At 72.8% G+C, this 13,989-nt stretch carries 10 protein-coding genes; 1 reads left to right on the forward strand and 9 read right to left on the reverse strand.

All coding sequences use genetic code 11. The features are described from left to right. Nucleotides 1–2: 2 nt before the first annotated feature. The 8 genes from ACFWUY_RS01265 to ACFWUY_RS01300 form a co-directional block, all read right to left on the reverse strand. A complete protein-coding gene (locus tag ACFWUY_RS01265) occupies nucleotides 3–1,430 on the reverse strand; it encodes a hypothetical protein (RefSeq protein WP_384100645.1) in 1,428 nt (475 codons plus the stop codon). Between the two features lie 306 nt (nucleotides 1,431–1,736). Then, entirely contained in the window at nucleotides 1,737–2,711 is a 975-nt protein-coding gene (locus tag ACFWUY_RS01270) for an N-acetylglucosamine kinase (protein WP_384100647.1), read from the reverse strand. Beyond that, nucleotides 2,702–3,967, reverse strand: a complete 1,266-nt coding sequence (locus tag ACFWUY_RS01275; protein ID WP_384100649.1) for a 6-phospho-beta-glucosidase — start codon at nucleotides 3,965–3,967, stop codon at nucleotides 2,702–2,704. The genes ACFWUY_RS01270 and ACFWUY_RS01275 overlap by 10 nt, the downstream gene beginning before the upstream one ends. Nucleotides 3,968–3,974: 7 nt before the next feature. After that, nucleotides 3,975–4,868 carry a carbohydrate ABC transporter permease gene (locus tag ACFWUY_RS01280; protein WP_384100651.1) on the reverse strand — a complete coding sequence of 298 codons (894 nt, stop codon included), beginning with the start codon at nucleotides 4,866–4,868 and terminating at the stop codon, nucleotides 3,975–3,977. A gap of 3 nt (nucleotides 4,869–4,871) precedes the next feature. After that, entirely contained in the window at nucleotides 4,872–5,870 is a 999-nt protein-coding gene (locus tag ACFWUY_RS01285; RefSeq protein WP_384100653.1) for a carbohydrate ABC transporter permease, read from the reverse strand. A gap of 19 nt (nucleotides 5,871–5,889) precedes the next feature. Continuing rightward, on the reverse strand, nucleotides 5,890–7,227 hold the full coding sequence (locus ACFWUY_RS01290) for an ABC transporter substrate-binding protein (protein WP_384100655.1): 1,338 nt from the start codon (nucleotides 7,225–7,227) through the stop codon (nucleotides 5,890–5,892). 55 nt (nucleotides 7,228–7,282) lie between these two features. Then, nucleotides 7,283–8,497, reverse strand: a complete 1,215-nt coding sequence (locus ACFWUY_RS01295; RefSeq protein WP_384100657.1) for an ROK family protein — start codon at nucleotides 8,495–8,497, stop codon at nucleotides 7,283–7,285. Nucleotides 8,498–8,741: 244 nt separating this feature from the next. Beyond that, the gene (locus ACFWUY_RS01300; RefSeq protein ID WP_384100660.1) at nucleotides 8,742–9,803 is read right to left on the reverse strand and encodes a mechanosensitive ion channel family protein; all 1,062 of its coding nucleotides are present in this window, start codon (nucleotides 9,801–9,803) and stop codon (nucleotides 8,742–8,744) included. 268 nt (nucleotides 9,804–10,071) lie between these two features. On the opposite strand from ACFWUY_RS01300, the gene ACFWUY_RS01305 reads away from it, so the two are divergent. Continuing rightward, nucleotides 10,072–10,635: an HNH endonuclease gene (locus ACFWUY_RS01305; protein ID WP_384100662.1), complete on the forward strand. Its 564-nt coding sequence runs from the start codon at nucleotides 10,072–10,074 to the stop codon at nucleotides 10,633–10,635. 51 nt (nucleotides 10,636–10,686) lie between these two features. Here the strand turns inward: ACFWUY_RS01305 and ACFWUY_RS01310 are convergent, their stop codons facing one another. Continuing rightward, entirely contained in the window at nucleotides 10,687–13,905 is a 3,219-nt protein-coding gene (locus tag ACFWUY_RS01310) for a beta-N-acetylglucosaminidase domain-containing protein (RefSeq protein ID WP_384100665.1), read from the reverse strand. Nucleotides 13,906–13,989: the final 84 nt, after the last annotated feature.

The following is a 13,989-nucleotide window of genomic DNA, read 5'->3' on the forward strand; positions in this document are numbered from 1 at the left end:
TCTCACCGGTACTCCGACAGTCTGCGGTTGATGCCGAGCACGGCGCCCGCCGCGCCCAGGATCGCGAGGGCCGCCGCGCCCAGGGGCAGCGCCGTCAGCGCGTCCCTGGCGTTCTCGGCGGAGCGGGTGAACTCGCCCTGCTCGTAGTCGAGGGCCTGCTCCAGGGCCCCGTCGACCTGGTCGAAGGACTGGCCGGTCGTCCCCTTCGGGCCGACGATCCGGCCGAGGGCGCCGTCGAAGTCGCCGGCCTCGTCCTTCGCACGGGCGTCCTTGTGGCGCTTCTGCCACTCGCCGGTGCGGGTGGCGGCCTCGTCGACCGGGGTGCGGCCGTCGTCGTCGTCGGCCAGCTCGCGCGCCGTGGCGAGCGCGGTCGTCAGGGCGCTCATGCTCGCCGCGTACTCGGCCTCGTACATGTCGTTCTTGCCGTCCTCGGTGAGGACGGCGCCCCGGGCGATCAGGGTCAGGTTCTCGTTGGCGCGGGCCGTGAGCGAGCTGATCCGGGCGGTGTTGAGGACCTGGAGGGACTCCTGCCCGTGGGTCCGCGCGCTGTCGAGCCCGGCGCGGGCGACCGTGTGGGCGGCGAGGAGCCAGAGCACGACGGTCACGGTGGCGGCGGTGGCGGCCAGCAGCCCGTGGTTGAAGACCCGGTGCGTCCTGGCGTAGTTGCGGCGCTGGGCCCAGACGAGGACGGCGAGGGCGAGCAGGCCGAGGCCGAGGGAGAGGAACGGCCAGGTGCGGGCCGACTCCTCGTCCTTCTGGAGTCGTGCCGTCTCCGCCGCGTACAGCCGCTCGGCGGCGGGGAGCAGCGTGCTGGTCATCTGCTGGTTGGCGTACCGCAGATAGGCGCCGCCCAGCGGAAGGCCCTGCCGGTTGGCGGCCCGCGCCCGCTCGATCAGGCCCGTGTAGCGGGGGAGCTGCTGGTTGAGGGTGGTGATCTCGTGGGCCGACTCGCTGGAACCGCCGGTGCTCGCGGCGGCCTTGACGAGGAGCCGGGCGGCGGTCGCGATGTCCCGGTCGTACCGCGCGCGTGACTCGGCGGGCTCCAGGGTGCCCGCGAGGAAGCCGCTGGCGGCGGTGGTGTCGGCGTCGGCGAGGAAGCGGTAGATCGCGGCGGCGTCGGCGGACAGCGGCTGGCTGCGGCTGACGACGTCGTCGGCGGCGGTCACCCGGTCGTCGACCTGGAGGGCGGTGACGGCTCCGAACGCGACGACGAGCAGCGCGAGTACGGCCCCGAGGATCTGGAGCCGGCCGGGCTCCGTCGTCGTGGCGACCCGCAGCTTCTCCCGGCCCACGGCCAGGGCTCCGCGTCCCGCGGGCGGGGCGGCGCCGGGCGCGGGCGACGGCTGCGCGGGCACGCCGGCCGGGCGTGCGGGCGCGGGTGCCGTGCCCCGCGCCGCCGAGGCCGCGGGCGCGTTCGGCGGGTGTGTCACTTGACCTCCCCCTCGGTCGCTGACGTCGGTCCGTCCGGCCGGCGCTCCGGTGATCACCGGTCCGGTGGACGACCACCCGGCCAGCAGTATGGCCGCAGGGGGCCGTCCGCACACCGGTATTGACTCGATCTTGTTCTTATCGTGCCGTATGCCTCCGGCACATCCGCAGGCGAACCCCCTCACTCTGAATACGTCCGCGGGCGGTGATCGGTTCCGTGGCGGGTGTCGCTCGAACAGGTGAACATGGCCGCGGGGCGTCCCTCCGAAGAGAGGAGACGCCCCACGACCCGCCCGTCCAGGCTCTGTTCAGGCCCCGTAGTGCCCCCGCAGCCGGGTCGCCGCCTCCGGGTCCGCCGCCACCGCGTCCAGGGCGAGCAGCCCCGCCCCGAGGACCGGCGGCGCCGTCACGAATCCGACGACGGCCTTCGGCGCCCGCTCGGCGAGGAGCGCGCGGATCCGCTCCTCCAGCTGCGGGTGCCGGGCGGCGAGCACGCTGCCGCCCAGCATCACCGGAGCCTCCTCGTCGAGGAGCCCGAGCCGCCCGAGGGCCACCGCCGACAGGGCGACGACCTCCTCGGCGAGCCGGTGCACGAGCGACAGGGCGACCGGGTCGCCCGCCGCGCTCACCCGGAACAGCACGGGCGTCAGCTCGTGCCGCCGCTCGAACGGCACCCGGCCCAGGTGCAGCGCCTCGATCAGCGCGTACATCGTCTCCAGACCGAAGTGCGCGGGCAGCGCGTGCGCGAGCGCGGTCGGCTCACCGCGCCCGTCCTCGGCGCGCGCCGCGAACCAGAGCGCCTCCTCGGCGAGACCGCTGCCGCCGCCCCAGTCCCCGGAGATCTTCCCGATCGCGGGGAAACGCGCGGTCCGCCCGTCCGGGGTCATCCCGACGCAGTTGATCCCCGCCCCGCACACCACCGCCACACCGCGCGGCTCGTCGAGCCCGGCCCGCAGTATCGCGAAGGTGTCGTTGTGGACCCGTACCGACCGGCTCCAGCCCCTGCCGAGGAGTTCGGCCCGCAGCGCGGTCTCCTCGACGGGCAGGTCGGCGTTGGCGAGACAGGCCGCGACATGGGCGAACGCGGCCGGCGCCCCCGCCTCGTCGCACGCCCGGCCGACGATCTCCGCCAGCGCGTCGACCGCCGCCGTCACCCCCACCACGGGCGGCTGGAACCCGCCGCCGCGCGCCGCGCCGAGGACGGTGCCGTCCACGCCGAGGACGGCGACGTCGGTCTTGCTGTTGCCCGCGTCGACGGCGAGCACGGTTCCGGTCAGGCCCACGCGAGGTGCTCCCGGTTGTGCGCGATCAGCCGGTCGGTGAGCCCGTCGGCGTACGCGTACTGCCCCACGAGCGGGTGCGCGAGGAGCGCCTTGAACACCCGGTCGCGGCCACCGCGCAGCGCCGCTTCGAGGGCCAGGTCCTCGTAGGCCGTGACGTTCGCGATCAGACCGGCGTACAGCGGGTCCACCGGCGCGACCGGCAGCGGGGAGGCGCCGTGCGCGCCGACCGCGGCCTGCGTCTCGATCACGGCGTCGTCCGGCAGGAACGGCAGCGTGCCGTTGTTGTACGTGTTCACCACCTGGTACGGCGAACCCCCGCCGCCCAGCAGGGAAGCGGCCAGGTCCACGGCCGCCTCCGAGTAGAACGCGCCGCCGCGCTTGGCGAGCAGGGCCGGCTTCTCGTCGAGCGCCGGGTCCCCGTACATCTCCAGGAGTTCCTTCTCCATCGCGGCGACCTCGGCGGCCCGCGAGGGCTTCGTGCCGAGCTCCCGCACCACTTCGTCGTGCGCGTAGAAGTAGCGCAGGTAGTACGAGGGGACGACGCCGAGCCGGTCCAGGACCGGGCGCGGCAGACGGAGGTCGTCGGCGACGGCGTCGCCGTGCTCGGCGAGCAGCCGGGGCAGCACGTTCTCGCCCTCGGGGCCCCCGATCCGTACCGCCCGCTCCCAGGTCAGGTGGTTGAGCCCGACGTGGTCCAGGTGGACCTCGGACGGGGCCACGCCGAGGAGCTTCGCGAACTTCCGCTGGAAGCCGATGGCGACGTTGCACAGGCCGACGGCCTTGTGCCCGGCCTGGAGCAGCGCGCGCGTGACGATGCCGACGGGGTTGGTGAAGTCGATGATCCAGGCGTCCGGGTTGGTGCGCCGGACCCGCTCGGCGATGTCCAGGACCACCGGGACCGTGCGCAGCGCCTTGGCGAGGCCGCCGGCGCCGGTGGTCTCCTGGCCGACGCAGCCGCACTCCAGCGGCCAGGTCTCGTCCTGCAGACGGGCGGCCTGTCCGCCGATCCGCAGCTGGAGCAGGACGGCGTCGGCGCCCTCGACCCCGGCGTCGAGGTCGGTGGTGGTGACGATCCTCCCCGCGTGGTCCTGCTTGGCGAAGATGCGCCGGGCGAGCCCGCCGACGAGTTCGAGCCGCTCGGCGGCCGGGTCGACGAGGACGAGCTCGGTGATGGGCAGGGTGTCGCGCAGGCGCGCGAATCCGTCGATGAGTTCGGGGGTGTAGGTGGAACCGCCCCCCACGACAGTGAGCTTCATGGTCGAGTCAGCCCTTCACTCCGGTCAGTGTGACTCCCTCGACGAACGCCTTCTGGGCGAAGAAGAACACGAGGATCACGGGGGCCATGACCAGGACGGTCGCGGCCATGGTCAGATTCCAGTCGGTGTGGTGCGCGCCCTTGAAGGACTCCAGGCCGTAACTGAGCGTCCAGGCGCCCGGGTTCTCGGAGGCGTAGACCTGCGGCCCGAAGTAGTCGTTCCAGCAGTAGAAGAACTGGAACAGGGCCACGGCGGCGATGCCGGGCTTCGCCATCGGGAGGACGATCCGGATCAGGGTGCGGAACTCGCCGCAGCCGTCGATCCGCGCGGACTCGATGTACTCGTTCGGGATGGTCAGCAGGAACTGGCGCAGCAGGAAGATCGCGAAGGCGTCGCCGAAGGCCATCGGGATGATCAGCGGCCACAGCGTGCCGGAGAGGTCCATCTGCTTCGCCCAGAACAGGTACATCGGGATGATGACGACCTGCGGCGGCAGCATCATCATCGAGATCACGAGCAGCAGCGACAGGTGCCGGCCGCGGAAGCGGAACTTGGCCAGCGCGTACGCCACGGGGACCGAGGACACCACGACGAGGACGGTGCCGAGCCCCGCGTACAGCAGCGAGTTCCGCCACCAGGTGAGGAAGCCCTCCGTCCGGAAGACCTCGACGTAGTTGTCCCAGTGCCAGGAGTTCGGGGTCAGATCCCGGGTGAGCGCCTGCTGGTCGCTCATCAGGGAGGTGAGGAGGACGAAGACGAACGGCAGCACGAAGAAGAGGGCCGCGGCGATGCCGAGCGAGTGCACGGCGATCCAGTGCAGCAGCGCCTTGCGGCGGGCGGTCTTCTCGGCGGGGCTCGGCGCGGTCCCGGCGGGACGGTCGAGTACGGATGTGGTCGTCATGGTTCAGTCACCCGAGCCGATCAGGCCGCCGCGCCGGCGCATGAGGAGCGCGGTGAAGGCCATGGAGAGGGCGAAGAGCACGAGGGCCACCACGCACGCCGCGCCGTAGTTGAACTGGCTGAAGCCGAGGCTGTAGACGAGCTGCGGCAGGGTGAGCGTGGAGTCGTCCGGGTAGCCGGGCTGGAAGGCCGCTCCGGAGCCGCCCATCTTCCCCGAGGCGACCTTGGCGGCCACGATCGGCTGGGTGTAGTACTGCATCGCGCCGATGATCCCGGTGACGACCGCGAAGAGCACGATCGGCGAGATGTTCGGCAGGGTGATGTACCGGAACCGCTGCCAGCCGGACGCGCCGTCCAGCTCGGCCGCCTCGTACTGCTCCTTCGGTACGTCGAGGAGCGCGGCCATGAAGATGACCATGAGGTCGCCGACGCCCCACACGGCGAGGACGGTGAGGGCCGGCTTGGCCCAGTCCGCGTCGTTGAACCAGGACGGCGCGGGGATGCCGACCGCCTCCAGGAGCGAGTTGACCGGCCCGGTCCCGGGGTTGAGAAGGAACACGAACGCGAGCGTGGCGGCCACCGGCGGCGCCAGGTACGGCAGGTAGAAGAGGGTGCGGAAGACTCCGGCGCCCGTCTTGACCTTGGTGATGAGGAGGCCGATGCCGAGGCCGAAGAGCACCCGGCAGGAGACCATCACGACGGCGAGCCAGAGGGTGTTCTGCATCGCCGGCCAGAACTTCGGCAGGTCGGAGAAGACGTACGTCCAGTTCTCCACGCCCCGCCAGGTCGGCGCGTTGAGGCCGTCGTACCGCATGAACGAGAAGTACAGCGTGGAGATCAGCGGATAGACGAAGAAGAAGCCGAATCCGATCAGCCAGGGCGACATGAACAGCGCGGTGCGCAGCGCGTTGCGCCGGCGCTTCGACCGCAGGGTGTTCCGTCCCTCCGGGGAGGCGGCGGCCGGGGCCGTCGCCTCCTTCGCGGGCAGGGTGTCCGTGCTCATGGGTGTGTTGTCCCGGCCGTCACTTCGCCGCGGCGATGTCGCGGTCGATCTGGGCCGCGGTGTCGGCGAGACCCTTCTTCAGGTCGGTGACCTGGCCCTTCTCGTACTTGTGGGCGAGGTCGGAGAGGGTCTCCTGGTAGGAGGCGCCGTTCACCGCGCCGGCCATGGTGGTGGACTCGGGGTGCTGGGCGATGCCCAGGAAGACCTTGAAGCGGTCGTCGAGCTTCAGGTTCGGCGACTTCAGCGCCTCCAGGGTGGAGGGGACGTTGCCGATGCCGTTGGCGAAGTTCACCACGGCCTCGGTGTCCGTGGTCATGTACTTGACCAGTTCCCAGGCCGCGTTCTGCTTCTTGCTCTGCGGCGCGATGCCCATGATCGTGCCGGAGAGGTAGCCCTTGCCGTACTCGGCGACCTCGTCGTCGGCGACGGGCAGCGGCGCGACGCCGACCTCGAAGCCGACCTTGGCCTCCTTGAGGAAGTTCAGCCGCCACTCGCCGTCCAGCTGCATGGCGACCTGGCCGGTGTGGAAGGGGTGTTTGGCGCCCCACTCGTCACCGAAGGTCGTGCGGTACTTGTCGAGCTTCTTGAAGCCGCCCAGGGCGTCCACCAGGGACTTCTGGTAGGTCATCATCTCGGCGAAGGCCGGGTCCTTGGCGACGTTCGACTTCCCGTTCTCGTCGAAGTACGTGTGGTCCCACTGCGACATGTAGTGCTCGACGACGGTCTCGTAGCCGAGGTAGTTCGGCATGAAGCCGAGCTGCTCGTACGAGTCGCCCTTGGACTTGGTGAGCTTCTTGGCGACCTCGGTGAACTCGGACCAGGTCTTCGGGGCCTCCTTGACGCCGGCCTTCTCGAAGGCGTCCTTGTTGTAGTAGAGGCCGTACGCGTCGGAGAGCAGCGGCAGGGCGCAGCGCTTGCCCTCGAACTGCGTGTACTCCTGGAGGACCTTCGGAAAGGTCTTGTCGAGGTCGAGCTTGTCCTTCTCGATGAAGGGCTTGAGGTCCGCGAGGGCGCCCGAGGCGCAGAACTTGCCGACGTTCGAGGTGGTGAAGGAGGAGACGACGTCCGGCCCGTTCGAACCGCCCGCGCGCAGCGCCTGCCCCAGCTTGGCGTCGTTGATGTCGCCGACGAGCTTCACCTTGATGTTCGGGTGGGCCTTCTCGAAGCGGGCGACGTTGTCCTTGATCGCCTTGACCTCGGCGGGCGCCGACCAGCCGTGCCAGAAGGTGATGGTCGTCTCTGCCTTGGGGTCGTCGGAGGCCGCGTTGTTCGCGGAGCCGGTACAGGCGGAGGCGAAGAGGGCGATCGAGGCGGTGGCGGCGAGCGCGGCGGCTGCTCTGCGCGGGCGTACGGGCATGACGGTGTCTCCCTGGGGCGAGGGCTGGAGGGGAAGGGTGTCGCGGGTCGGTGGGTCAGCGCGAGGTGTCGAAGACCTCGTCGCGGGTGGTGGCGAGGGCGGTTTCGAGGGCGCCGCGCAGCACGGGGTGTCGGGGGACGGCGGCGAGGACGAGCCGGGGCCGGGAGGCGGCGAGGTCGGCGAGTTCGGACTGCACGCGCGCGCGGAGGGGTTCGCCGCCGGAGACGAGGGCGTCTCCCGACAGCACGATCAGTTCGGGGTCGAGGACGGCGACGATCGAGGAGAGCCCGATGGCGAGGCGCTCGGCGTACCGGTCGAGCAGCTCCGCGTACCGGGGGTCCTCGCCGTGCGCCTCGGCGGCGTGGGCGAGCAGCCGGGACGCGACGGGGACGTACGGCTGCTCGGGTGTCTCGATCCCGGCGGCGCGGGCGATCCGGGGCACGGACTGGACGCCCGCGAGTTCCTGGAAGCCGCCGGAGTTGGCCTTGGTGACCTGCCGTACGAGCGGGGTGCCGGGCACGGGCAGGAAGCCGACCTCACCGGCGCCGCCGGTGAATCCGCGGTGCAGCCGGCCGCCGAGGACGAGAGCGGCGCCCATGCCCGCCTCGTTCCACAGGAGCACGAAGTCCGCGTGGCCGCGGGCGGCGCCCACCCGCTGCTCGGCGACGGCGACCAGGTTGACGTCGTTCTCGTACTCGAACGGCATGGGAAGGGCGGCGGCCAGCTCCTCCAGGAGCGTGGGGGAGTGCCAGCCGGGCAGGTGTGAGGCGTACCGCAGGCGCCCGGTGGCCGGGTCGAAGGCGCCGGGGGTGCCGATGACCAGGCGCCGGACGTCCTCGTGGGTGATGCCGGCCGCCTTGACGGCCCCGTCGAGGGCGTCGGTGACCTGGCGGACGACGCCGGAGGCCCCGCGGCCGGGGGTGCGGAGCTCGTACTCGCCGACGATCCCGCCCGTGACGTCGGCGACGGCGGCGTGGATGCGGAACTGGTTGACGTCGAGTCCGGCGGCGTACGCGGCCCGCGCGTTCACCGCGTAGAGCTGGGCGTTGGGTCCCGGCCGGCCTTCGGTGGTGCCGGTGGCGACGACGAGCCCGGCCGCTTCGAGGCGGGCGAGCAGCTGGGAGGCGGTCGGCTTGGACAGGCCGGTGAGCTTGCCGATCCGGGTGCGCGAGAGCGGGCCGTGCTCCAGGAGCAGGTCCAGGGCGGCGCGGTCGTTCATGGCGCGCAGCACGCGCGGTGTACCGGGGGTTCCCGGGGTCGTACCGGCCATGGGTCGCACCTGCCCTTCCGCTCTGGTCGGGCCATTCTGCTGCCTGGCGGCGGCCCGTTCCCCGTGGCGCTGCGGGGAGTCCACTGTTAGGAAAGTTTCCTATTCGGTGGAAGGAAAATAAGGCGGCCGTCACGCGGCCGTCAATACCCGGGAACGCGAGACGCCCCCGAAGGCAACCAAAGCGTTACCCGCGGGGGCGTCGTCCCTGTCTTCCGGATGCCCTGCTCGTCGTCTTCCGGATCCCCTACTTGTTGAGGTCCGACCTCGGCAGCGGGGTCGCCGCCGCCGACTGCGGCGAGGTCGCCGAGGCGAACGCCGACGGGGCCGCCATGCCCGCCGTCGGATCGGCGGCCGCCTCCTCCGCCTGCGCCGGGAGCCCGCCCACGATGCGGATGCCCGCCGCGTCCAGGCCCTGCTTGATGCGCCAGCGCAGCTCGCGCTCCACACTCAGCGCCTTGCCCGGCATGGTCTTCGCCGAGACCCGCACGGTCATCGAGTCGAGCAGCACCTCGTTCAGACCGAGCACCTCCACCGGCCCCCAGAGGCGCTCGTTCCACGGTTCGTCCTTCGCCATGGACTCCGCCGCCTCGGTGATCACGGACCGCACCCGCTCCAGGTCCTCCGTCGGCCGGACCGTCACGTCGACGGCCGCCGTCGCCCAGCCCTGGCTGAGGTTCCCTATCCGCTTGATCTCGCCGTTGCGCACGTACCAGATCTCGCCGTCCACACCGCGCAGCTTGGTCACCCGCAGACCCACCTCGACGACCTCGCCGGAGGCGACGCCCGCGTCGACCGAGTCACCGACGCCGTACTGGTCCTCCAGGATCATGAAGACGCCCGACAGGAAGTCCGTCACCAGGTTCCGGGCACCGAAACCGATCGCCACACCGGCGACACCGGCCGAGGCGAGCAGCGGCGCGAGATCGATCTTGAACGCGCCGAGGATCATCAGCCCGGCCGTGCCCAGGATCAGGAAGGACGCCACCGAACGCAGCACCGAGCCGATCGCCTCCGAGCGCTGCCGCCGCCGCTCGGTGTTGACGAGGAGACCGCCGAGGGCCGTGCCCTCCACGGCCTGCGCCGAACGGTTCATCCGCTCGATCAGCTTCGTCAGGGCACGGCGGACGGCCATCCGGAGAAGCAGCGCGACGACCAGGATCAGCAGGATGCGCAACCCGGTGTTCAGCCAGGTGGACCAGTTCTGCTCCACCCAGCTCGCCGCGCTCGTCGCCTTCTCCGCCGCCTCGTCCAGGGTCGTCGGAAGGGGTTCGGGCTCGGTGGCAGCCGCCAGGGCGGACCAGGACACGGAAGACCTCCAGGCATCGCGTACGCAGGCCATCCACAGTAACGGGGTGCCGGGCATGCTCCTGTTGTCCTGTTCGAGGGAGAGACGGACCTCACCCGGGCAGAGAAGAAGACAGAAGAGAAGACAGACATGCCGATGTGGTCGAGAACACGCCGGGTCCGTCACCCCGATCCCGGTACGTGGTGGCGTTCCGACCAGGCATAAGGAGAAACTGAGAGCAGTTCGTCCCGGCGCGAGCCACGCGCCGCCGGCGTCATAGGAGGCATCCGTGCCGCATGTCCTGGTCCTCAACGCGTCGTACGAGCCACTCGGCGTCGTACCGCTCCGCCGCGCACTCGTCCTCGTACTGGAGAACAAGGCTCTCTGCCTCGAGGAATCCGGCGCCTTCCTGCACAGCGAGACCCAAGTCGTCCCCGCGCCCAGCGTGGTGCGACTGAAGCGCTTCGTGCGGGTCCCCTACCGGGGGCCCGTCCCCTTGACCCGCAGAGCCCTCTTCGCCCGTGACGGCGGACGCTGCATGTACTGCGGGGCCGTCGCGACCAGCGTCGACCACGTCGTCCCCCGCAGCCGCGGGGGCACGCACGCCTGGGAGAACGTGGTGGCGGCCTGCCGCCGCTGCAACCACGTCAAGGCCGACCGGCACCTGCGCGAGATCGGCTGGCGGCTGCGCCACCAACCGGCCCCGCCGACCGGCCTGGCCTGGCGGATCATCGGGACCGGCCACCGGGACCCCCGCTGGCTGCCGTACCTCCAGCCGTACGGCGCCGAGGACGTGATGGCCCGGATCGACGCCGTCGCCGACGCCCCCGTGAGGGCGCTGACGACGGGTTGAGCCGGGCCTTTTGCGTACGCGGGGGGTTGCGGTGACGGAGCGGCGCACCCGTCAGGGGGTGGGCCGCTCCTCCGGCGTGTCCCCGGTCGGTGTCCCGGTCGGTGCCCCCGGTCCTTCATGCGTGCCCCCGGCCTGCGTCCCCGGCTCCCGCGTCCCCGGCTCCCGCGTCTCCGGCTCCTTCGGCGGGTCCTGCGGGGCCACCGCGTATGTCTCCACCGACCAGAGCGAGTAGCCGTACCGGGTCGCCCGCGTCTCCCCCTGCACCCGCAGGAAGCGCGTGTCCGCCGCGTCCATCCGGACCGACTCGCGGCCGCCCCGGCCGTCCGTGACCGTCGCCGCCGTGCGCCAGACACGCCCGTCGGCCGACACCTGGACCCGGTAGCGGGAGGCGTACGCGTCCTGCCAGTGCAGCACCACCTGCCCTATCCGGGCCGGCTCGGACAGCTCCACCTGCCACCAGGCGCCGTCCTCCGCAGGGGACGACCAGCGGGTGGCCGGGTCGCCGTCCGCCGCCGAGGACGCCGGGAAGTCCGCCGTCTCGTCGCCCGACGAGGAGGCCGTCGCCGTCCGCGCCAGGTCCGGGCCCGCGGTACGCGGGAACGCCCGCACCGTCAGGACCCGCTCCTCGCCCGCGAAGGACACCGGCACCCGGTACGCGCCCGCGGGGGCGTCCGGCGCCACCGACACCTCCAGGGGAACGGTCGTCCGCGCGCCGCGCTCCACCACCGCCTGCTTCGGCAGCCGGACCGTGACGCCCTTCGGGGCCTTCGCCGTCAGCGGCCCGCGCACCTCGCCGGCACGCAGGCCCGACAGTTCCACGTCCACCCGCTGGGCCGGGCCGCCGATCTCCGCGTCCGTCTCCGTACGGGCCAGGTCGAGCCCCGCCCGGGGGCCGTCCGCGAACCACGGCACGAGGGAGCGCACCTCGGGGGCAGGACCCTCGCCGTTCCACACGACCCGCAGCGCCTCGGCCCGCAGCCCCTTGAGCTCGGTCTGCGTCCAGCCGGACGCCGACAGCGGGCCGAGCGGCCGCCAGCCCTCACCCGGGACGTACGCCTCCACGCGCGCGTCCGCGCTCCCGGCGCCCGCCGGACCCGTCGCGCCCGGATCGGTCATCACCGTCAGGGCCTCCACGGGCCGCGCCCGGTCGAGCCGCACGGTGTACGAGCCGGTGGCGCGGTCGGCGGGGGCCACCGGGGGCCGGTCGGCGCCCGTCCAGGCCGCCGCCCGGTCCACCGCGCGCGTGAGGAACGGGTCGAGCACCCCCGCGCCGACCGTCACCCGGCTCGCCTTCAGTTCCTCGCGCAGCGCTTCGAGGCGCAGCTGCGCCTTCCAGGCCGCCGCGCCGTCACCGGCCGCCTGGGCGAGCAGCATGTCGACCGCCGCCTCGCCCGCCTCGCCGTACCGGGAGAGCTGCTCCAGCCAGGGGCCGGTCTCGTCGTCGAGGGTGCCGCCCGCGGTGTCCGCGAGCCGCCCGGGGGCCTCGCGCATCACGGTGAACGCGGCCCGCAGCTCGCGCGCCGTCTTCTCCCGGCCCGCGCCGTCACCGCTCGTGCGGGAGGCCCAGAAGGCCGCCAGGAGCGGCCTCAGATAGGCCGACTCGCCCGCCGGGTCGAGGATCGAGGAGGCGCCGTTCCCCGCGAGCGCCCGCAGCGCCTCGCGGGCGGCGGGCTCCGGTCCCGCGAGGTCGTCGACGGCCGCGGGCCAGGACTCCCGGGGCCGGTAGCCGCGCGGGTTCCAGGCGTAGTCGGCGGTGGTGAAGAGCGGGACGCGGGAGGCCGCGGGCTGCTCCATGGCGTGGGCGAGGAAGGCCGCGGAACCGGCGGCCACGGCCGGCTCCCGGCCGGTGGCGGGACCGAGGAACAGCCGGTCCTGCGCGTAGTCGTTGACCGGGTAGTTGTCCATGGTGACCAGCGGGTGGCGCAGGGCGCCGCGCGCCCCGGCCAGTTCGCCGCCGGTGATCGTGCGCGGTACGACCCCGACGCCCGTCCACGCCACCCGCACGTCCGTGTCGAGGTCCTCGGCGAGCTTCGTGCGGTACTCGGTCGCGCCGTCCTGGTAGTACTCCGTCGGCATCACCGTCAGCGGCTCGGCGTCCGGGTGCCGTTCGGCGAGGTGGCGGGCGACCGTGTTCGCCACGCGCGCGTGGGCGGCGGCGGCGGAACCGGGACCGCGCCCGAAGGCGTCGGCGTCCCGGTCGCAGTGCCACTCGTCGTACGAGGCGTCCTGGAACTGGAGCTGGAAGGAGCGCACCCCGAGCTCCCACATCGCGTCGAGCTTCCCGGTCAGCGCCGCCACGTCGCCGGCCGACGACAGGCACATGGACTGGGCGGGCGCCACGGCCCAGCCGAGCGTCACGTGGTTGGCGCGGGCCCGCTCGGCGAGCGCGCGGAACTCGTCCTGCTGCGCGGCCGGGTAGGGCTCGCGCCACTGCGCCCCCCGGTACGGGTCGTCGCCGGGCGCGTACAGATAGCGGTTCTGCTTGGTCCGGCCGAGGAAGTCGATCTGGGCGAGCCGCTGCTCGGCGCTCCAGGGGCGGCCGTAGAAGCCCTCGATGATCCCGCGCTCGGCCGTGCCCGGCCAGTCGCGCACGACGACCCCCGGGATCTCCCCGCCGGCGCCGACGAGCTGACGCAGCGTCTGTACGGCGTGGAACAGGCCGTCCTCGCCCACCCCATCCAGGACGACCGTGTCCCGCCCCTGGAGGCGGCCGGTGGCGAGCCGGTAGCCACCGCGCGGCAGATCGAGACGGTCGGGCACGCGCAGGGCGGTCAGCGCCTCCTCCGCGGCCTCGCCGGAGGGGCCCGAGGCGCGCAGGACGGGCCCCCGGCCAGGGAGTCCGGTGTGGACGGTCCGTACCCCGGCGGTCCGCAGCAGCTCACGCAGGGCGGCGAGGGCGTACGGATCGGCGTCGTCGTCCGCGAGCAGCGTCACCTCGTCCCCGAGGCGTACGGAGGAACCGGCGGCGGTCAGGGACTGCGGCCGGGGCCAGACGGAGGGGAGGGAGGCGGCCGACGCGGGGGAGCCGGTCGAGGTGGCCGACGAAGCGGCGGGCGGCGCCGGTGTCGCAGGGGCCGCCGGGAAGAGCGGGGCGGTCGGGGCGAGCGGTGCCGTGGGGAAGCGCGGGGCCGTCGGGGCGAGCGGTGTCGCCGGGAAGCGCGGGGCCGTCGGGATCGCCTGTGCCGAGCCCGGCACCACGCCGCCGAGGAGGCCGCCGATGACGGCGGCGGCCACGGCCGTCGCGGTGCGCTTCCTGCGCCCGAGGTGCACGGGGTCTCCCTTCGGAAGGGCCGGCCGCTCCGCCGGTTGGTCACGAGTGGGTCACGAGCCCACCACCCGTCGCACTGAAGTGTC

Source organism: Streptomyces sp. NPDC058664 (genome assembly GCF_042716635.1).
Taxonomy (GTDB): domain Bacteria; phylum Actinomycetota; class Actinomycetes; order Streptomycetales; family Streptomycetaceae; genus Streptomyces.